The sequence below is a fragment of the Rhodoferax sp. genome (assembly GCF_030653815.1).
Taxonomy (GTDB): Bacteria; Pseudomonadota; Gammaproteobacteria; order Burkholderiales; family Burkholderiaceae_C; genus Rhodoferax.
In genome coordinates this window covers 78,195-96,259 of sequence record NZ_JAURYQ010000031.1, presented here as the reverse complement: position 1 = coordinate 96,259, position 18,065 = coordinate 78,195, and the positions used below count along the sequence as shown (strand labels likewise).

Below are 18,065 nucleotides of genomic sequence, written 5' to 3'. Positions count from 1 at the left end.
AAAAATTTATGTGCCGCGTTAATGTTTTTTTCCAGGTGCAGCGTCGTCCCCGAGGTCTTCCCAACCGGTAATCATGGCCTTCACCTGCGAGGTGATCTTGTGGCCGGTGGTGGCCAGATACAGGTGCGAGATCAGGAAGGCCAACATCAGGAAGGCACCCAGCGTATGGCTGGTCGCAATCCATTGCAGTTGCAGTTTCCCCAATCCCCAAGCCTGCCAGTCGGCGTAAAACAGATAGAGCCAGCCGGTCAACCAGAGTAGCGGACTGAGCAGCGTCAGCACGGCCAGATAGGTCAGGCGTTGTAGCGGGTTATGTTTGTTACTCAGGCTGGGGCGGAATGGATGCGGCTCGTCCTTGAAGATGCCCGATGAGTAATATTTCGCAATGACAAAGATATTGTGGGTGGTCGGGATGTAATGGCGCCACTCGCCGGAAGTGACATGCCAGAAGATGGCAAAGATCCACAGCCCCACCAAGGTCCAGGCGGCAATGGTGTGGTAAGCCACCGCCTTTTCGAAGCCGAAGAGGGAATAGGTTCCATGGACTTCGAAACCGGTCAGCAGCATGAAAATGATCAGTGCAGCCTGGCACCAGTGCCAGAACCGCTCGAAGGGTTTGAAGAGATAAACGCGTGCCATGATGGGTCTCCTGATTAACGATTGCGCTTGTTCGCCACGATGCGAATCAAGCCATGACCGAGGACCCCGAGCAGGGTCAGGGTGGCCAGTAACCAACCCCCGATTTCGAGCCACTGGGCGTGGTCGCGGCTGCGGCCCGGCATATAGACACCATCAATCTGGTTTAGCCGACCGGCGTTGGCGTGGCACTCGACACAACCCAGCGCTTTTTCTTTCGGCGCCACCATGTGATTGATCGCCCACATGCTCTCGGTCTCGATAAAGTCCACCTGACCAGAGAACTTGACGCCGCCCTTGGCCATACCAGCCTCTACCGCTTTCACCCAATCCAGGTTTTTCCAATAGGCCGTGTCGTCATTGCCCGCCAGGTGGGTGATGACCAGCGACTTGTTGATGGGATCGTATTGCTGCTTGCCGCGGAACACCTTGATCGGCCAGATCATGGACTTGCCATCGGTCGCGCTGCCCTCAAAGCCGTTGATCTGAATCGGCTTGTCGCCCTTCTCGATCTTGTCGCCGATCAAGGTGTATTTGTTCGTGCCGTTGAACCAGACGTATTCAGGTGTGACGTTCTCGGCCCAGGTGAAGTCGCCCTTGATCGTCATGTAGGTGTCATAGTCGTTTTCGTCGCGCAGGGTCTGGAATTTGCCATCCTTGTCAAGCTTGCCGGCGGTCGACCAGTCCCAGGTCATCTTGGTTGGAACACCGCCACGCGCGAAGGCTGGAATGTGGCAGGTCTGGCATGCGATTTTGGCGGTGTGATCATTGAGCTTGGCCACCTGGTGCGGTGCCTGGCCGTGGCAAGCCTGGCAGGTGGCGGGATTGGTCTTGTTGCCGGCGCCGCGCAGGTGTGCAGCTTCCTTGTCCTTGGCCGTGGGGGCATAGCGACTGCCCGACACCTGGTGGCCATCGGTCTTGTGGCAGGTGGCGCAGGAAAAATTCAGCCCATCGACATCCATGTGCACGTCAAGCGCCTTGTCCGGTGCCTCGAGCGAGCTGTCCAGATCGCCGTGTTTGACGCCGTCACCGCCGCCGCCCTTGAAATGGCATGCACCGCAGGTATTGCGTGTGGTGGGACCGACTTTCTGGGCAATTTCTTTCAGATTGATGCCCCTGACGATCTTGCCCGAACCGGCGGGAAACTCAGTGTCCTTGGCCACCGGGTTGCCGGCAAAACCACTCGGTTTGGAATACTTGCCAGTGTGGTCATGACAGGCCAGGCAGTCCACGTTTTCTTGCGAGGCAAAGTCAAACGTGTCGTCTTTCCAGCCGTAGCCAATGTGGCAGCTGTTGCAGGCCGCTTCGTTTGATTTCACCGACGTACAAAAGTTGTTGACGACGTGTTTTTTACCCAGTACCTGCTTGGTTTCCGGGTTGACGTATTCCCATTTCCAATGCTGGGTCTGATGGATTTGCTTGGAAGCCTCGGTGTGGCAGCTCAAACAAGCCTTTGTCACGTCGGGGCCAGAAGCAAAATCCTGGTCCAGAATTTTGAACTTGCTGTGATCCGCGGTGGATTGAGGCACCTTGAGCGGGGTTGTTTCAGTGACTGCCGAAGCTGATTGAAGCAAAAAAATGGCGGTTAAAACGCCGATTAAGAAATTCGGTATACGCATCAAGAACTCCGTACTAGTCAAATGCTGTTCGCTGGAAGCCGTTGCAAACCAACAGCAACAACATAGGGTTAATACTAATACCGCCCCTGCTTAAATCTCTGATTTAAATCAACACATTTAGAATAATTTATATATTTACATGCTTAGTAAAGCATTTATGGATTTTTCAAAATTCAGTTGTTTTGTTTCCGCTGGATCCTTCGTTCCAGAGTCTGATCGTCGGTTGGAACGAAAAAAAGCGGCTTAAAGCCGCTTTTTGAGCGTTCATTTGTTTTTTCGCCTATTTTTTCACCGAGCAGGTGTTCCAACCAAAGATGGCATAGGGCGGGCACCAGCCAATGGCTCCCGTGGCCAGCGGCACCACACCCAGCCAACCCCAGACACCGATGGTGCCGGTCAGGGTCAAACCAATCAGCACCAGGCCGAGAACAATGCGCAAAATGCGGTCAATACCGCCAACATTTGATTTCATGAAAACTCCTTGAGGTCAGGTGAAAAAACACAGGGCTGATTACAACGCCAATCGGCCAGCAGGTCTGTGACTCAAGTCACCCAGCTGAGCGTGTTCACGTCGGTTGGGTGCTCACGAGGGTCCGCAAGGCGGCGCCATTGACGATTTGAATTTGCTCGCGGCCCAGGCTGACCCAGCCCTCGCGCTCAAAGCGGCGCAGCAAGCGGGTCACCATTTCGCGCACCGTGCCGAGTTCGTCAGCCAGGGTCTGGTGGGTCAGGTTAAGCTGTTGACCGCGCCCCAGCAACGCCGCGGCCAGGCGACGGTCCAGCCGTTGAAACGCCACCGCGTCAATCAGGCTGGTCAGGTCCGCCATGCGTTCGGCAAACAGGCCCAGCACCTCGTCGCGAAATGCGGGCTGTTCAAGCCAGCGCGTGAAAACATCCGGTTTGACCAGCAACAGCGTGCTGGCTTTGGTGGTGATGCCAAAGGCAGTGAGCGGCTGGGCGCGAAACAGGCAGGCGCTTGAGACCAGGCACAACTCGCCCGGGACCACACGGTAAAGTTCCAGCGAGCGCCCATCACCCGAATGGCGCGAGACCTTGATTTCCCCTTGCAACACCAGCGGAAAGCCCTGGCACGGCGCGTTTTCGCTGAACAACACGGTGTTGGCAGGCACCTCAAAGGGCTGCAGCCCTGATTCCGGTGCCGCTGGCGCGGGCTGAACCTGGGCCAGTGACGGGTATAAGTCAATCAGCAGCGCCATCGAAGCCAAAGCGTTCATATATGGCGGGCCTCACGCTGCCACGCTGTAACCTTCTTCAGCGATGGCCTGGGCCAGGGCCTCACGTGGCTGCTCGGAATCCACTTCAACCCTGTTCTGGGTGCGGTCGGCTTTCACCTCTGCGGCGCGGTCGAGCTGTCGCACCGCACGAACAACCGCCTTTTCACAATGCTCACAGGTCATGCCCGTGACGGTAAAAATTTGCTTCATTTCAAATCCCTTGAAAATACGGAGACAACCAAAGCGCGTATTGTGAACCTTGTCAGCAAACTCAGGCTTAAGCTTAATGAACACATCCCAAACTCCAACGGACACCCTGCGTATCGACCTTGGCATCCACGGCATGACTTGCGCATCGTGCGTGGGCCGGGCCGAGCGTGCCCTGAAAAAAGTGCCTGGGGTGCAAGAAGTCAGCGTCAATCTGGCCACCGAATCGGCCCGTGTGATGGTGCTGCCGTCGGACCAGATCGAGGCACGGCTGCGCCGTGCCGTGCGCGATGCCGGCTACGAGCCGGTAGCTGCCAATGCCGCCATCGACGCACCTGCTGAATCAAGTTGGGCCGGCTTTGGTCCTGTAGCACTCGGCCTGGCGTTGTCTTTGCCGCTGATGTTGCCGATGCTGGGTGATTTGTTTGGCCAGCACTGGATGTTGCCGGCCTGGCTGCAGTTCGTGCTGGCGACGCCGGTGCAGTTCATTCTGGGCGCACGTTTTTACAAGGCGGGCTGGCATTCACTCAAGGCGCTGAGCGGCAACATGGATCTGCTGGTGGCCATGGGCACCAGTGCCGGCTGGGCGCTGTCGGTCTGGCTGTGGCTAAGCGCTGACCCCGGCACCATGCCGCACCTCTATTTTGAAGCCTCGGCCGTGGTGATCACATTGGTGCTGTTGGGCAAGTGGCTCGAGGCCCGCGCCAAGCGCCAGACCACCTCGGCCATTCGCGCGTTACACGCCTTGCGGCCCGAGACAGCGCATTTACTGGGGCTGGACGGCGAGGTCGATGTGCCGATTGACGAAGTACTGGTCGGCGACGAACTGGTGGTGCGCCCGGGTGAGCGCTTTGCCGTGGACGGCCGGGTCAGGGAGGGCCAAACCCAGGTTGATGAATCGATGCTCACAGGCGAACCGCTGCCGGTAACCAAAACGCTCAACGACAAGGTGACAGGTGGCACGCTCAATGGCGATGGCCGGGTCATCGTGCAGGTAAGCGCCACCGGTGTCGACACCGTGCTGGCGGGCATCATCCGGCTGGTGGAAGATGCGCAGGCGGCCAAAGCGCCCATTCAGCGCCTGGTCGACAAGGTGAGCGCCGTGTTTGTGCCTGTGGTGCTGGTGCTGGCGCTGCTCACGCTGCTGGGCTGGTGGCTCAGTGGCGCAGCATTCGAAGTGGCTGTCATCAATGCCGTCACCGTGCTGGTGATTGCCTGCCCCTGCGCCCTGGGGTTGGCCACGCCCGCGGCCATCATGGCGGGCACCGGCGTGGCCGCCAAACACGGTATTTTGATCAAGGACGCGCAGGCGCTGGAGCTGGCCCACAAGGCCGAAGTGGTGGTGTTCGACAAGACCGGTACGCTGACGCTGGGACAGGCGCGCCTGACTGATTTTGTGGTGCCGGACAATGCCGATCAGGATGCACTGTTGACCCTGGCCGCTGCGTTGCAAAGCGGCAGCGGTCACCCGCTGGCCCGAGCCGTGGTCACAGCGGCCCAGGATAAACAACTGGCCTTGCCTGCGGTGACTCAATTGCAAAGCACACCGGGCAAGGGCCTGCGTGGCCAGGTCAATGGCGGCGATTACGTCATTGGCAGCGTGCGCTGGATGGATGAGCTGGGCGTGCATTTTGGTGAACTGGATGAACGCCGAAAAATCTTGGCAACCCGGGGAGCCACGCTGGCGGCGATGGCGCAACAGACCCCGGCAAGCTTGCGGGCGCTGGCGCTGCTGGCTTTTGGCGATGAACCCAAGGCCGAGGCCAGCGCCGCCATTGCCACGTTACGGGCACGCGGTATCCGGGTCATGATGCTGTCGGGGGACAACTCAGGCGCGGCACAGGCCATGGCTCAACGCGTCGGTTTACAGCCCGATGAGGTCATCAGCGACGTGCTGCCGGGCGACAAGGCCGAACATATCACCCGCCTCAAGCAACAGGGCCTGACCGTGGTGATGGTGGGCGATGGGGTCAACGATGCCCCTGCGCTGGCCGCTGCTGACGTCGGCATGGCCATGGCCAATGTGGGCGGTGGCACCGATGTCGCCATGCACGCAGCCGGCATCACGCTGATGCGCGGTGACCTGGCGCTGGTGGCTGCTGCGCTGGATATTTCGGACCGCACTGTCGCCAAGATACGGCAAAACCTGTTTTGGGCCTTTGTTTACAACGTGGCAGGTATTCCGCTGGCCGCATTCGGCTTTTTGAACCCGGTGATGGCCGGTGCCGCCATGGCGCTGAGTTCGGTGAGCGTGATGAGCAACGCACTGCTGCTCAAGCGCTGGCAACCCAAGGCATCTGACTGATCAAGTCAATCGCGGCGAGGGCGCCACTCCTAAAAATCTGTAGCCCGGATGCCAATCCGGGGGTTGTGTGATGCCGTTCAACGGGCGTCTGGCAGCTCGATCTTGACTTCCAGCACCTCAAGATTGTCCTGGCGTTCCAGATTGACTTTGATGTCGTCGGGATTGATCTTGATGTACTTGCTGATGACGGCAATCAATTCGCGTTGCAGGTCCGGCAGATAGTCTGGCGTGGCCGGGCTGCGGCCATTGCGCTCATGCGCCAGAATGATCTGCAGACGCTCTTTGGCAAGGCTGGCGGTTTTCTTTTTCTCGCCCAGAAAAAATGAGAAAAACGACATGGCCTCACTTCCCTCCAAACAAGCGCTTGAGCAAACCTTGCTTGGGCGGCTCGGTGAAGCGCATGGGCTTTTCTTCACCCAGGAAACGGTCAATCACGTCCTTGTAGGCTTCAGAGACATCACTGCCTTCCATGTGCACGGCCGGTACCCCCTGGTTGGAGGCCTGCAGCACCGATTCGCTCTCGGGAATCACACCGATCAACTTGATGCGCAAAATGTCCTGAATGTCTTGCAAGGACAGCATTTGCCCCTGGTTGACCCGTGCCGGGTTGTAGCGCGTGATTAACAAATGCTCCTTGATCGGATCGAGCCCCTGCATGGCACGGCGGGTCTTGCTGGACAACATGCCCAGAATACGGTCTGAGTCGCGTACCGAAGACACCTCGGGGTTGGTCACCACCAGCGCTTCATCGGCAAAGTGCATGGCCATCAAGGCGCCAGTTTCAATACCGGCGGGAGAGTCACACACGATGAACTCGAAATCCATGGCAGCCAGATCGGACAGCACTTTTTCGACACCGTCCTGCGTCAGAGCGTCCTTGTCACGCGTTTGCGAAGCCGCCAACACATAAAGTTTGTCGCACTGCTTGTCCTTGATCAGGGCCTGGTTCAAGTTGGCTTCGCCATGAATCACATTGATCAGATCGTAGACCACGCGGCGCTCACAACCCATGATCAGGTCAAGGTTACGCAGACCCACGTCAAAGTCAATGACGGCCGTTTTGTGACCACGCATGGCGAGACCGGTAGAAAAACTGGCGCTGGTCGTGGTTTTACCCACCCCCCCCTTGCCAGAAGTCACCACAATAATTTTTGCCATTGGTAAAAGGTCTTTCAAAAAAATTAGGAATTCAGCGCTTCGAAGAGCAGCTTGTCTTGCCCGTCGCTACTCAAGCGGACTTGTGCCGGCTTGCCTTGAATGTCCTTGGAAAGCGGATTTTCGCTGGTACGGTAAACGCCGGCAATAGAGATCAATTCGGGTTCAAGACACAGTGAAAAAATACGCGCCTGGGTGTTGCCGCTGGCTCCTGCCATGGCTTTGCCACGCAAGGGGGCATAAACATGAATATTGCCGTCAGCCACCACCTCGGCACCCATGTTCACCATGGCCAGAACCACAAGATCAGCACCTCGGGCATAAACTTTTTGGCCTGAGCGCAAGGGCTTGTCGATCACCAGCGTCGATTGGGCAGGGACTTCGCGTATCACTTCACGAACAACTTCCCTGACCGACTCGACCACTGGCTTTTCAACTTGCTTCTTTTGCGTGACAGGCTTGCCGCGCGGCATGTCTGCTGGCGCTTCAATCAACCCACAGGCCAGTGCTTCATCGGCAATGGTCTTGCCGGCATTTCTAAACGCAATGGGCTTCAAACGACATTGTCGTAATTTAGTCAGAAACTGCGGCAGAGCTTCAGTCCGACTGAGTGATTCCAAATTGGAAAAATCAAGAACCAAAGCATCGTTATCAAAGAAATCAGGACTTTGACTGTCCGGACCGAACTGCTCGTCGAGATCTTCCATGAGACGAGCAAGCTCAGGTGTTTTTAGCAGCAACGCGACCAAGGGCAACTGCGTGCTTTTGATTTCAAAGGTGTTTGCCACGAAGCCTGAAAAAAAATGGATGAAAAGTAGCTGGACAAATGGCAAGTGCCAAGTTGCTGTTTGCGGACAGGCAAATCTTACTTGATTCAGCTGCAAAAAAGGTCGTGAGCCAGCTTTTATTGTTTCTATGCACAGGATTTTTTTGATTTTTTAAATGTTGCAAAAAATGGTTAAAAAATTGCCTTTATTGTCTTCAACTAATTTATATTTTAAAGTAGTCGTAGTAGATAGAGTCTTCCAATTTCCGTGGATAAGTCAATTAACATTATAAAAATCATAAACTTAGGCATGCTCTTCTGTTGTTGGGTACCATGCTTTTGATCTGCATCCTTAATTTGGATAACTTGAGATTTTTTAAAAAAATGTGGATAACTTTTGTTTTCAAGTTCATTTATCCACAACTTTATACAGTTTAAAAATTCGCGTAATTCTTGACGGGTTAAAAAAAAATGACCAAAAAAAAGCCCGGTAAAACCGGGCCTGGGGATGGGGACTGGGTACTTAGGGCTTGCCAGTGCTGCCGATCCTGGCTTGAGCGTCGGCAATTTCAGCTTTGATGAGCTCGGTGTCGGGTGAATTGGCCGGCAAGACTGACAGGACGTTCTTCCAGTGGCTGATCGCGGTCGCGTAATGGCCGCCCTGATAAGCTGCCTGGCCGGCCATCATCAAGGCCATGGGGTGCCTGGGTGCGATGGCCAGGGCTTTCTGGACCAGTTCGCCAGGTTGACCCAGCAGGCTCTTGTTGCGCATGGCCAGGGCATCAGCATATTGCGTTAGCAAGTCTGGGTCGGTGTCGAGCAACTTGCCGGTTTTGGCATAGGCGGCAATCGCTTCATCCAGGCGGTTTTGCACCTTGTAAGCGCGTGCCAGGCGTGCCCAGCCAGCCAGGTCGTCCGGATTGTCTTTCAACCGCGCCGCCAGCCGATCCACCATCTGGTTGATCATCTCCGGGGTCATGCCGGCGGCCGCGCCAGCGGGCACCGGTGGCAGTGCGTTACTCGCACCGGCAGACAGACCGCCTTTGGCGCGAGCATCGTCTATATTGGCTTGCACTTGCTGCGCGTCGGGAGAGCCGGGTTGCAACAGGTCCAGCAATTTTTCCCAACGTGTCACGGCATTCTTATAGTCACCACTTTGGTAAAGAGCGACACCGTCCATCATCAGCGCCATGGGATTCATGGGGTCCAGGCGCAAAGCTTCTTCAATCATCTGTTTTGGTTTGCCTGCAAGATTGTTGCCGGCAAGCACGCCCAACACGTCGGCATGATCCAGCAGTAGTTCAGGATCGGTTTTAACGATGTCGCCCGCTTTCTCAAAAGCCTGTTGTGCTTCTTCGAAACGTTCCATGGCCTTGTAGGATTTGGCCAGCATGACCCAACCTTTGCTGTCGTTCGGGTTGTCCTTGAGTCTGGCTGCCAGGGTGTCCACCATTTTGGCAAGCTGCTCGTTTTGGGTGTGGTCAGCCGCGACAGGATTGATGGCTTCGGGTGTGCCCAATTGCAGATAGAGCCCCAAGGCCATGACCGGCAAGCTGATGCCAACCGCGACAGAAGTACGCCTGGCAGTCCAGAAGCCCGGTGTCTTTTCCTTCGGGCTGGCTTCAAAGCTTTCCGTGTCGTCGAGCAAGCGCAGTTGCAGCTCGTCACGGGTGGTTTCAAAGTCTTGTTGGGTAATCACACCACGTGCCAAGTCGGCTTCCAGGGCGCGCAGTTGATCGCGGTGGATGGCGGCGTTGAGCTTTTCGCTTGAAATGCCTGCCACGGTATGTTTACGCAGTAGCGGACGCACGAGCCAAGCCACCACCAGCAGCGTTAAAAGCGCTGAAATGCCAATAAATACATTCATTTGGAAGAATCGGTTTCTTGAAGGAGTGCCTGTGCCTTGGCCCGTTGAGTGGCGTCGAGAACAGGTGTTTCTTTTTGTCTTTGATTACGCTTGATAATGCTGATCAGCAGCCACACGGCACCGATCAAGAGCAGCAGCGGTCCGAACCAGAGCAACCAGGTGGTCGGTTTGACCGGGGGCCGATACAAAACAAAGTCGCCGTAGCGACTGACCAGAAATTCCTTGATTTCTGCATCGGTCTTGCCAGCCTTGATCAGGGTGCGTACCTCACGGCGCAGGTCCATGGCCAGGTCAGCGCGCGAGCCGGCGAGCGATTCGTTTTGGCACACCAGGCAGCGCAGTTCTTCGGCAATGACGATCAGGCGCTGCTCTACCACCGGGTCTTCGGCCAGTGGGGCGGCTTCGTTGGCGTGCACCCCAATGGCGCATTGCAAGGCAAGAAACAGGGTGATCAGGAGTTTCATAGTTGGAGTTGCTTGATCAGCGGCACCAGTTGCTCACGCAGGGCTTCTTCGGTGAAGGGGCCGATTTGTTTGTATCGGATGATGCCTTGCTTGTCGATCAGGAAGCTTTCAGGCACGCCATAGACACCAAAGTCGATGCCGATGCGGCCGTCCGCATCAACGATGGCACGGGTATAGGGGTCGCCGTAGCGGGCCAGCCATTGCATGCCGTCTGACTCCTTGTCTTTGTAGTCCAGACCGATGATGGGCAGCGGATTGGTTTTGACAAATTCAACCAGCAGCGGGTGCTCCACCCGACAGGCCACGCACCAGGAAGCCCAGGTGTTAAGCAACCAGACTTGGCCCAGCATGTCTTTGTTGGAAAACGTCTCACCCGGCTTGCCCAGCACCGGTGCAGTGAAGGCGGGTGCGGGCTTGCCAATCAGGGGCGACGGTATTTCATGTGGCTTGAGCGTCAGCCCCACTGCTAAAAAGCCCAGCAAGACAACAAAAATAGCCAGCGGGATGTACGCTTTTTTCATGCCACCGCGCCCTTGACATCATTCAGGCTCAATTTAGCCGCCACTTTTTTGCGGTAGCGTTTATCGACGACGGCCATACCGCCACCAAACGCCATCAGGAAGCAACCGAGCCAGATCCAGGTGATGAAGGGCTTGTGATAAACGCGCATGGCCCAGGCGGGTTTACCTTCACCTTCCAGTCGCTCACCCAGCGACACGTAAACATCGCGCGTCAGACTGCTGTCAATGGCGGCTTCGGTCATGGGCATGGTCGACGAGAAATAGGTTCGTTTTTCAGGGTGGAGCACGCGCAGCACACGGTCGCCCTGGATCAGTTCTACATCGCCCCGGTCAGCGCTGTAGTTCGGTCCCGGTACCTGATTGATACCGGTCAGGCGGAAGGTGTAGCCGCCGACCTCGACGGTGTCGCCAATGGTCATGCGCACATCTTTTTCGGTTTCGTAGCCCTTGACCATGGTGATGCCAACCACACACACGGCAATACCGATGTGCGCCACATGCATGCCCCAGTAGGAAATGGGCGTTGATTTCCAGTTCGCGGTGTCCTTGAACTGGCGGTACATCTGTACGAAAGATGCCAGCACGATCCAGATCGACAAAGTCAGACCCATGGCCACCAGCGCCGACCATTCACCCGCCAGCAGGGGTGCCGTACAACCGAGAAGCACCGAGACGATGGCAATGGGGCGCAGTTTTTGGGTCAGGTTGGCCACGGTGTCATTTTTCCAGCGGGCATAACTGCCGATGACCATGAACAGCAGCACGGGCGTCATGATGGGTGCGAAGACAGCATTGAAGTACGGTGGTCCCACCGACAGCTTGCCCAGGTTCAGGGCGTCAATGATCAGCGGGTAGAGCGTGCCCAGCAACACGGCTGCCGCGGCCGTGGTGAGCAGCACATTGTTGACCAGCAAAAAAGTCTCGCGAGAGACCAGTGAGAACGAGCCACCCGCGCGCACTTTGCCGGAGCGTGCGGCAAACAAAATCAGTGAGCCGCCGACCACCACCGCCAGAAACAACAGGATGAAAACACCGCGTTTGGGGTCGGTGGCAAATGCGTGGACCGAGGTCAACACGCCCGAGCGCACCAGGAAGGTGCCCAGCAAGCTGAGCGAGAAAGCAATCAGCGACAGCATGATGGTCCAGCTTCGGAACAGGCCGCGCTTTTCCGTGACAGCCAGCGAATGGATGAGCGCAGTGCTGACCAGCCAAGGCAAAAACGAGGCGTTTTCAACCGGGTCCCAGAACCACCAGCCGCCCCAGCCCAGTTCGTAATAAGCCCACCAGGAACCCAGCGCAATACCGATGGTCAGGCAGATCCAGGCCGCGGTGGCCCATGGACGGGTCCAGCGCGCCCAAGCGGCGTCGAGCCGGCCATTGAGCAAGGCGGCAATCGAAAACGCAAACGGAATGGCGAGACCGACGTAGCCCATGTAGAGCATGGGCGGATGGAACACCAGGCCCGGGTCCTGCAACAAGGGATTCAGGTCGCGGCCGTCGGCGGGGATGTCGCTCAGGCGGACAAACGGGTTGGAGGTGATCAACATGAAAAGCAGAAAACCTACCGCAATCAAACCCAGCACACCCAGCACGCGGGATACCATCACATCTGGCAATTGGCGCGAAAAGATGGACACCGCCATCATCCAGCCGCACAACATCAGCAGCCACAGCAACAGCGAGCCCTCGTGACCACCCCAGACGGCGGATATGCGGTACATGATGGGCAACTGCGAATTGGAGTGCTGCGCCACGTACATCACCGAAAAGTCATTGGTGTAAAAAGCGTAGCTCAGGCATAAAAATGAAAAGGCGGTGAGCCACCATAAGATCTGGGCGCCGGGACGGGCCATCGCCATCCAGTCAGTCCGGCCGGTTTGGCCGCCCGCCAAACTCAGGATGCCCAGGATGGCAGCCACCGGCAGGGCAAGAATGAGTGCGAAATGTCCAAGTTCAGGAATCATGGTGCGTCTCGGGTGTGGAAAAATGGGCTGTCAAACAGCCAGTGCGTTACTTCAGCGTCTTGCCGGTTTTTTCGATTTCAGCCTGGTCCAGCGCGTGCTGGGCTTCGGGTGGCATGTAGTTTTCATCGTGTTTGGCCAGCACTTCCGAGGCGTTGAATTGGCCATTGTTACCCAATTGGCCCTGCGCGACGACGCCTTTACCTTCCCGAAACAAATCAGGAAGGATGCCGGTGTAGGTGACAGGGACTTCCTTGATGCTGTCAGTCACGATGAATGCCACCGTCAGGTTGTCGCGTTTGACGGAGCCTTCCTTGACCAGGCCGCCAATGCGAAAGGTTCGGTTTTGTGGTGCTTCGCCGGCGCCCACTTGCGAGGGCGTGAAGAAGAAAACCAGATTGCTTTGAAAAGCATTGAGAACGAAGTAGGCGGCCATGGAAATGGCAGCCAGGGCGCCAACAATCATGGCAGTGCGTTTGTGACGAGGTTTCATGGTCTTGAGTAAAGTCAATTGGGATGTGAGTCGGTTTCGTTCAAAAGGTTTCGCAGAATTTCGCGCCGTTTGGCGCGCAGTTGCCAGATTTCGGCCACAACGACCAAGGCTGTGATGCCAAAACTGCCCCAGACATAAAAGGCGTAACCGCCCATATGAAAAAAGTCTTCAACGCTAAGCCACTGCATGTTTTACCCACTCCGTGTGACGTTCCCGATCCAGAATAATGTTGCGCACCCGCAGCAGCGCGATGGCGATGGTGTACATCCAGAAGGCCAGTACCATGATGAGCATGCCTGCCAGCATGGTCGAGGCCATGGAGGAACCTTTCAGGGAGACTGAAGCGCCCTGGTGAAGCGTGTTCCACCACTGGACCGAAAAATAAATGATGGGCACGTTCACCGCACCCACCAGGGCCAGGATGGCACAGGCTTTGTCGGCGCGCCTTGGATCGTCAATGCTGGATTGAAGGGCCAAAAACCCCAGGTACAAAAACAGCAAAATCAGCTCGGAGGTCAGGCGGGCGTCCCACACCCACCAGGTCCCCCACATCGGTTTGCCCCACAACGACCCCGTCACCAGGGACAAGAAGGCAAACAGCGCGCCGGTAGGTGCCAAAGCCGAGGCCATCATGCCTGACAAGCGGGTATTGAAGGCCAGTCCAAAGCCCGCCCACCCGGCCATCACAAGGTAGATGAACATGGACATCTGCGAAGTGGGCACATGAACAAAAATAATGCGATACCCCTGGCCTTGTTGGGCATCCACGGGTGCCACGAAGAAAGATATCCACAAGCCCACCAATGCCAGCACAGTGGCCAACGCGGCAAACCAGGGCCACATCTTGCCTGCCAAATGGTAAAAGTTCTGGGGTGATGAGAACTTGAACCAATGAATCACACGTTTTTTCATTCCAGGGAAATCCTCAAAGCGGCTGCGGTAGCCAAGGGTGAGAAAAAGAGCGAGAGCACCAGCAAGGCCGACATCAATGACAAGTGGCCGCCAATCCCCAGGCCGGCGGCGTCGGCTTCAACCGCACCTGCACCAAAAATCAACACTGGAATATACAGGGGCAGGATCAACAAGGACAGCAAAACCCCTGCACCGCGTACGCCCAAAGTCAGGGCCGCACCAATGCTGCCAATCAGGCTCAGGGTGGGGGTCCCCAGCAGCAACGACAGCATCAGGATGCCCAGGGCTCGGGTATCCAGACCAAATTGCAGCCCCAGCACAGGCGCCATCAGCACCAGCGGCAGGCCGGCCAGGACAAAGTGGGCCAGTGCCTTGGCCAGTACCAGCAGCGCCAGTGGGGTGGTGGACAGTGCCATTTGTTCGAGCGAACCGTCGGCGTAATCGGTGGCGAACATGCGCTGCAGCGACAGCATGGCCGCCAATAGCGCGCTGACCCACAGCACACCGGGTGCCATGCGCAGCAGCAAGGCCGATTCAGGCCCGACGCCAAGTGGGAACAGGCTGGCGATCACGACAAAAAACACCAATGGGGTCAGTACCTCGCCCTTTTGCCGCATGCCCAGCGAGATCTCGCGCCTGAGCATGGCCAGCAGCACAAAACCCAGTCCGACAGGTTTGACGGTGCTGATCATGGCGCTTGCAGCTCCAGCATCTGGGCCGGCACATTGCCAATGGGCACCCGCTGGTGGCTGGTCAGCACCGCCAGGCCACCCTCGGCCAAGTGCTTGGCAATCAGGTCGGCCAGCAAAACAATGCCAGCCTCGTCCATCGCCACATAGGGTTCATCAAGCACCCAGAGCTTGGCCGGACTCAAGGCCAACCGGGTCAGGGCGACACGGCGTTTTTGTCCTTGCGACAGGTGACGCACCAGTTGCCGACCACGCCCGCGCAAGCCAAAGCGCGTCAACACCGCTTGTGCCTCGGCCTTGTCAGGGGTAAAGCCGCCCAGCGCCGTGATGAAAGCCAGGTTTTCATCGACCGTCATCGACTCCTGCAGCGCGTTCAAGTGGCCCAGGTAACAAAGGTCTTGCCGGAAGGCCTCGCGTTGGGCATGAATGGAGAGGCCGTTCCAGAGCACATCGCCGGCCTCAATGGAGGCCAGGCCACAGACCATGCGCAGCAGGCTGGTCTTTCCGACACCGTTGGCGCCCGCCACATACAGCCAGCGACCGGCTTCAAGTTGGCAGTCCACGTTCGTGAAGAGTTGCCGCCCACCCCGGGTGCAACCAAGCTTGGAAAAAGTCAGTGATGGAATGGTGTTCAAAAGCAGTGTGGTCGCAGGAGCAAAAGTCGGATTATCCTACGACACGCCGCGCGGGCTATTTAATCCAGATCAACGTGTGATCACCACCTTTTGGTACAGGCCACCGAAGTAAGTTTGCTTGTTGATGTGCAGGTTTTGGCAGTCTGCAGGCAGCCAGTCTGTGATTTGGCCGTTCCATAAATCCATGGCAAAAGGCTCCAACGTGGTCAGGATCGGCACCATGATGTAGCGGAACGGGTTGATCGCCCTGGGCTTGTGGTAGTCGACAAAGACGATCTTGCCACCCGGCTTGGTTACGCGCATGGCCTCGGCAATGGTTTTGCGTCGCACGTCGGCCGGTTGTTCGTGCAGCAGGAAAAACACCACCACGGTGTCATGGCTGGCATCGTCAAAGGTCAAAGCTGAAGAATCCTGTTGCAACACCGTGACCTGCTTTTGATGGCCCAGTTTGTCATGCAGGTTGGTGATTTGCACTGGCGCCACGTCAATCACATTCAGATGGCCCTGCGGCCCCAGACGGCGCACCAGATGCTCCGTGAAATTGCCATAAACACAGGCCACTTGCAGCACGTCGCCGTTGATGACATCGCCCATTTCCTGTAGGGCCAGGTCGCGCAGGCGAGAAAAATTACCCCACAAGATCAGGTTGACCAACCATTGACGCTCGAACACGCGCACTGCGTTTGGGTGCGTGTAAGCCCACCAATAGGTAGATTCCAGGTAATGCGGAACCGTCACCGGAGCGATCGCGACAGAGGGAAGTTCGCCGGGCTTGTTGCTGGCTTTGTTGAAAATCATGATTTGATCAAAAAAATGGCATACACCGGGAAGTGTTTTGACGCCAGAGAAGAAACGAAAAAATTGGTTGGATGCTAACCGAAATCGAAAAAAATGCCCGGCCGTCAAATTCTTTGCCAATTGTCACGGGCGGACATTGCCTGGTTTGGCGCTGGGGCCATGAGCTTAAAACCTGCTTCATTGATTTAAATCAAAAATCGACCTTCCTGCGAATTTTTTACTTGGGGTAATATGGCGCCATGAATACATTAAGTTTTTTTTAAGTCAGTTAATGTGCCAAAGGATTTTCATGAACCAAGTCAAGTTTTCCCGTTTTTTACGTGCTTTGTTGACTGTTGGCTTGACCAGCGGTTCTTTTGCATTGCAAGCCCAGGCCGTTGACGTGGCTGCAGCAGAAGCCTTGCTCTTGTCGAACAAATGTGCCAAATGCCATTCTGTCGACAAGAAAAAAGATGGCCCGGCCTACAAGGCCACAGCGGCTAAATTAAAGGGCAAGGCGAATGCCGAGGCCGAGCTGTTCACGCACCTGACCACCGCGCCCACCATTGAAATTGATGGGGTCAAGGAAGAGCATCAGAAGATCAAGGCCAAGGATGATGCGGCGGTCAAAAACCTCATCAAATACATCCTGTCGCGTTAAGTAGCCCCCCAGTTCGATTGCGCGAGATGCGTCAATTTATTAAAAAAATCCTCCATCACTGGAAGCTGGTCCTGGGCGGGCTCGTCGCGCTTTTTGTCTTTGCTGTGTCGTTCGGCATTTCGGGTGCTTACGTGTTGGCGCATACCAGTACCGAAGAGTTCTGCGTGAGTTGTCACGAAATGTCGTACAACTTTGCTGAATACAAAGGCACGATCCATGACAGTAACCGAACTGGCGTGCGGGCCATTTGTACCGATTGCCATGTCCCGCACGAGCCGGGACCGTTGGTGTGGGCCAAGATCAAGGCGACCAAGGACCTGTATTACACCTACATATCACCGTCCATCGACACCCCGGAAAAGTTCGAGGCCAAGCGCGCCCACATGGCGCAGAACATCTGGCGCGAAATGAAGGCGAACGACTCTCATACCTGCCGTAGCTGCCATCGGGACGACAAGATGGATCCGAATTTGCAGTCTGAAAGAGCGAAGTTACGCCATGCCAGAGCCAAACTTGAAGGCAAGACTTGCATTGAATGCCACTTTGCCATTGCCCACAAGGAACCTGAAGGTCCCGGACCCGCAGAGCTGTTCAGCAACGCGGCTACCAGGCCATAGTAGTTTTTTAACCCGAAGGAGATGAAATGATGAAATTGAAGTTGTTCGCCATCATGGCAGGTGCTGTGGTTGCCTTGCCTGCCATGGCCGCCGATGTGACCTATCGCAATGATGTGGCACCACTGCTGAAAAAATATTGTGCCGAATGCCATGCTGCGGAGGCTGATGCGCCTTCCATGGCCGAGTTCAAACTGGACGAGGAAAAATACAAAAAAGCCAAGGTCGGGCCGCGTAGCGACACCTATGAGCACTTGTTGCAGCTGGTCAACGGAAATTCCACCGGTGCGTTCATGCGCCGCCTGGACGATGGCACCAACCCCTACGCCAAGGGCAAGCCTGGCAACATGTACAAGTACCTGGGTGAAACTGAGGCCGAACGCGCCGCCAACTTCAAGATTGTCAATGCCTGGGTGGTGGGTGAGGGCAATAAATGGGATATGAATGGTATTGGCCAGCGTGGCGAGATGCCTCCCATCACCCTGGAGCAACTCAGAAGAATGAAGCTCAAGTATTGAGTTGATTTTCTGATTGTAAAAAGCCGCTGA

General features: G+C 56.3%; 22 protein-coding genes. 4 read left to right on the top strand and 18 right to left on the bottom strand.

What is annotated here, in order from left to right; all coding sequences use genetic code 11:
* Window positions 1–18 precede the first annotated feature (18 nt).
* The 5 genes from Q7U49_RS10875 to Q7U49_RS10855 form a co-directional block, all read right to left on the bottom strand.
* On the bottom strand, window positions 19–639 hold the full coding sequence (locus Q7U49_RS10875) for a cytochrome b/b6 domain-containing protein (RefSeq protein ID WP_304764293.1): 621 nt from the start codon (window positions 637–639) through the stop codon (window positions 19–21).
* 14 nt (window positions 640–653) lie between these two features.
* Window positions 654–2,165, bottom strand: coding sequence for a tetrathionate reductase family octaheme c-type cytochrome (locus Q7U49_RS10870; protein WP_304764292.1), 1,512 nt, complete (start codon window positions 2,163–2,165; stop codon window positions 654–656).
* A 370-nt stretch (window positions 2,166–2,535) separates the two neighbouring features.
* Window positions 2,536–2,727 carry a DUF2892 domain-containing protein gene (locus tag Q7U49_RS10865; RefSeq protein ID WP_304764291.1) on the bottom strand — a complete coding sequence of 64 codons (192 nt, stop codon included), beginning with the start codon at window positions 2,725–2,727 and terminating at the stop codon, window positions 2,536–2,538.
* Between the two features lie 94 nt (window positions 2,728–2,821).
* Window positions 2,822–3,490: a Crp/Fnr family transcriptional regulator gene (locus Q7U49_RS10860; RefSeq protein WP_304764290.1), complete on the bottom strand. Its 669-nt coding sequence runs from the start codon at window positions 3,488–3,490 to the stop codon at window positions 2,822–2,824.
* Between the two features lie 12 nt (window positions 3,491–3,502).
* Window positions 3,503–3,700 carry a heavy-metal-associated domain-containing protein gene (locus tag Q7U49_RS10855; protein WP_304764289.1) on the bottom strand — a complete coding sequence of 66 codons (198 nt, stop codon included), beginning with the start codon at window positions 3,698–3,700 and terminating at the stop codon, window positions 3,503–3,505.
* 76 nt (window positions 3,701–3,776) lie between these two features.
* Here Q7U49_RS10855 and Q7U49_RS10850 point away from each other — a divergent pair, with 76 nt between their 5' ends.
* Window positions 3,777–6,002: a cation-translocating P-type ATPase gene (locus Q7U49_RS10850; RefSeq protein ID WP_304764288.1), complete on the top strand. Its 2,226-nt coding sequence runs from the start codon at window positions 3,777–3,779 to the stop codon at window positions 6,000–6,002.
* A 77-nt stretch (window positions 6,003–6,079) separates the two neighbouring features.
* On the opposite strand, the gene minE is transcribed toward Q7U49_RS10850, so the two are convergent.
* The 13 genes from minE to rquA all read right to left on the bottom strand — a co-directional run bounded on the left by minE (window position 6,080) and on the right by rquA (window position 16,263).
* Window positions 6,080–6,340: a cell division topological specificity factor MinE gene (gene minE / locus Q7U49_RS10845; RefSeq protein ID WP_296163054.1), complete on the bottom strand. Its 261-nt coding sequence runs from the start codon at window positions 6,338–6,340 to the stop codon at window positions 6,080–6,082.
* A gap of 4 nt (window positions 6,341–6,344) precedes the next feature.
* Window positions 6,345–7,160: a septum site-determining protein MinD gene (gene minD, locus Q7U49_RS10840; protein ID WP_304764287.1), complete on the bottom strand. Its 816-nt coding sequence runs from the start codon at window positions 7,158–7,160 to the stop codon at window positions 6,345–6,347.
* Between the two features lie 23 nt (window positions 7,161–7,183).
* Window positions 7,184–7,990, bottom strand: coding sequence for a septum site-determining protein MinC (minC, locus tag Q7U49_RS10835; RefSeq protein WP_304764286.1), 807 nt, complete (start codon window positions 7,988–7,990; stop codon window positions 7,184–7,186).
* Window positions 7,991–8,446: 456 nt separating this feature from the next.
* Complete coding sequence (gene ccmI / locus Q7U49_RS10830; RefSeq protein WP_304764285.1) at window positions 8,447–9,790, bottom strand: c-type cytochrome biogenesis protein CcmI; 1,344 nt, start codon at window positions 9,788–9,790, stop codon at window positions 8,447–8,449.
* A complete protein-coding gene (locus Q7U49_RS10825; RefSeq protein WP_304764284.1) occupies window positions 9,787–10,254 on the bottom strand; it encodes a cytochrome c-type biogenesis protein in 468 nt (155 codons plus the stop codon). Before Q7U49_RS10825 ends, ccmI begins: the two co-directional genes overlap by 4 nt.
* Entirely contained in the window at window positions 10,251–10,775 is a 525-nt protein-coding gene (locus tag Q7U49_RS10820; protein WP_304764283.1) for a DsbE family thiol:disulfide interchange protein, read from the bottom strand. The genes Q7U49_RS10825 and Q7U49_RS10820 overlap by 4 nt, the downstream gene beginning before the upstream one ends.
* Window positions 10,772–12,739: a heme lyase CcmF/NrfE family subunit gene (locus Q7U49_RS10815; RefSeq protein ID WP_304764282.1), complete on the bottom strand. Its 1,968-nt coding sequence runs from the start codon at window positions 12,737–12,739 to the stop codon at window positions 10,772–10,774. The genes Q7U49_RS10820 and Q7U49_RS10815 overlap by 4 nt, the downstream gene beginning before the upstream one ends.
* Before the next feature lie 46 nt (window positions 12,740–12,785).
* Window positions 12,786–13,229, bottom strand: a complete 444-nt coding sequence (ccmE, locus tag Q7U49_RS10810) for a cytochrome c maturation protein CcmE (protein WP_304764281.1) — start codon at window positions 13,227–13,229, stop codon at window positions 12,786–12,788.
* A gap of 14 nt (window positions 13,230–13,243) precedes the next feature.
* The gene (gene ccmD, locus Q7U49_RS10805) at window positions 13,244–13,384 is read right to left on the bottom strand and encodes a heme exporter protein CcmD (protein ID WP_304764337.1); all 141 of its coding nucleotides are present in this window, start codon (window positions 13,382–13,384) and stop codon (window positions 13,244–13,246) included.
* Between the two features lie 19 nt (window positions 13,385–13,403).
* Window positions 13,404–14,141 (bottom strand): heme ABC transporter permease CcmC, encoded by a 738-nt coding sequence (ccmC, locus tag Q7U49_RS10800; RefSeq protein WP_304764280.1) that lies wholly within the window; start codon window positions 14,139–14,141, stop codon window positions 13,404–13,406.
* Complete coding sequence (ccmB, locus tag Q7U49_RS10795; RefSeq protein ID WP_304764279.1) at window positions 14,138–14,833, bottom strand: heme exporter protein CcmB; 696 nt, start codon at window positions 14,831–14,833, stop codon at window positions 14,138–14,140. The genes ccmC and ccmB overlap by 4 nt, the downstream gene beginning before the upstream one ends.
* Window positions 14,830–15,465, bottom strand: coding sequence for a cytochrome c biogenesis heme-transporting ATPase CcmA (gene ccmA, locus Q7U49_RS10790; RefSeq protein WP_304764278.1), 636 nt, complete (start codon window positions 15,463–15,465; stop codon window positions 14,830–14,832). The genes ccmB and ccmA overlap by 4 nt, the downstream gene beginning before the upstream one ends.
* Before the next feature lie 69 nt (window positions 15,466–15,534).
* Window positions 15,535–16,263: a rhodoquinone biosynthesis methyltransferase RquA gene (gene rquA / locus Q7U49_RS10785; RefSeq protein WP_304764277.1), complete on the bottom strand. Its 729-nt coding sequence runs from the start codon at window positions 16,261–16,263 to the stop codon at window positions 15,535–15,537.
* A gap of 289 nt (window positions 16,264–16,552) precedes the next feature.
* On the opposite strand from rquA, the gene Q7U49_RS10780 reads away from it, so the two are divergent.
* Genes Q7U49_RS10780 through Q7U49_RS10770 form a run of 3 tightly spaced genes read left to right on the top strand, consistent with a single transcriptional unit; the run spans window position 16,553 to window position 18,035 of the window.
* The gene (locus Q7U49_RS10780; protein WP_304764276.1) at window positions 16,553–16,903 is read left to right on the top strand and encodes a c-type cytochrome; all 351 of its coding nucleotides are present in this window, start codon (window positions 16,553–16,555) and stop codon (window positions 16,901–16,903) included.
* A gap of 26 nt (window positions 16,904–16,929) precedes the next feature.
* Window positions 16,930–17,520 (top strand): NapC/NirT family cytochrome c, encoded by a 591-nt coding sequence (locus Q7U49_RS10775; RefSeq protein WP_304764275.1) that lies wholly within the window; start codon window positions 16,930–16,932, stop codon window positions 17,518–17,520.
* A 29-nt stretch (window positions 17,521–17,549) separates the two neighbouring features.
* The gene (locus Q7U49_RS10770) at window positions 17,550–18,035 is read left to right on the top strand and encodes a cytochrome C (protein WP_304764274.1); all 486 of its coding nucleotides are present in this window, start codon (window positions 17,550–17,552) and stop codon (window positions 18,033–18,035) included.
* Window positions 18,036–18,065: the final 30 nt, after the last annotated feature.

Bases quoted from the DNA above. Each gene is read 5' to 3' on its own strand.
- Q7U49_RS10860 (WP_304764290.1), bottom strand. From the start codon at position 3,490: ATGAACGCTTTGGCTTCGATGGCGCTGCTGATTGACTTATACCCGTCA.
- Q7U49_RS10770 (WP_304764274.1), top strand. From the start codon at position 17,550: ATGAAATTGAAGTTGTTCGCCATCATGGCAGGTGCTGTGGTTGCCTTG.
- Q7U49_RS10825 (WP_304764284.1), bottom strand. From the start codon at position 10,254: ATGAAACTCCTGATCACCCTGTTTCTTGCCTTGCAATGCGCCATTGGG.
- Q7U49_RS10820 (WP_304764283.1), bottom strand. From the start codon at position 10,775: ATGAAAAAAGCGTACATCCCGCTGGCTATTTTTGTTGTCTTGCTGGGC.
- rquA (WP_304764277.1), bottom strand. From the start codon at position 16,263: ATGATTTTCAACAAAGCCAGCAACAAGCCCGGCGAACTTCCCTCTGTC.
- Q7U49_RS10850 (WP_304764288.1), top strand. From the start codon at position 3,777: ATGAACACATCCCAAACTCCAACGGACACCCTGCGTATCGACCTTGGC.
- ccmB (WP_304764279.1), bottom strand. From the start codon at position 14,833: ATGATCAGCACCGTCAAACCTGTCGGACTGGGTTTTGTGCTGCTGGCC.
- Q7U49_RS10780 (WP_304764276.1), top strand. From the start codon at position 16,553: ATGAACCAAGTCAAGTTTTCCCGTTTTTTACGTGCTTTGTTGACTGTT.
- ccmD (WP_304764337.1), bottom strand. From the start codon at position 13,384: ATGGGCGGTTACGCCTTTTATGTCTGGGGCAGTTTTGGCATCACAGCC.
- ccmI (WP_304764285.1), bottom strand. From the start codon at position 9,790: ATGAATGTATTTATTGGCATTTCAGCGCTTTTAACGCTGCTGGTGGTG.
- minE (WP_296163054.1), bottom strand. From the start codon at position 6,340: ATGTCGTTTTTCTCATTTTTTCTGGGCGAGAAAAAGAAAACCGCCAGC.
- minD (WP_304764287.1), bottom strand. From the start codon at position 7,160: ATGGCAAAAATTATTGTGGTGACTTCTGGCAAGGGGGGGGTGGGTAAA.
- Q7U49_RS10815 (WP_304764282.1), bottom strand. From the start codon at position 12,739: ATGATTCCTGAACTTGGACATTTCGCACTCATTCTTGCCCTGCCGGTG.
- Q7U49_RS10875 (WP_304764293.1), bottom strand. From the start codon at position 639: ATGGCACGCGTTTATCTCTTCAAACCCTTCGAGCGGTTCTGGCACTGG.
- Q7U49_RS10775 (WP_304764275.1), top strand. From the start codon at position 16,930: ATGCGTCAATTTATTAAAAAAATCCTCCATCACTGGAAGCTGGTCCTG.
- Q7U49_RS10855 (WP_304764289.1), bottom strand. From the start codon at position 3,700: ATGAAGCAAATTTTTACCGTCACGGGCATGACCTGTGAGCATTGTGAA.
- Q7U49_RS10865 (WP_304764291.1), bottom strand. From the start codon at position 2,727: ATGAAATCAAATGTTGGCGGTATTGACCGCATTTTGCGCATTGTTCTC.
- ccmC (WP_304764280.1), bottom strand. From the start codon at position 14,141: ATGAAAAAACGTGTGATTCATTGGTTCAAGTTCTCATCACCCCAGAAC.
- ccmE (WP_304764281.1), bottom strand. From the start codon at position 13,229: ATGAAACCTCGTCACAAACGCACTGCCATGATTGTTGGCGCCCTGGCT.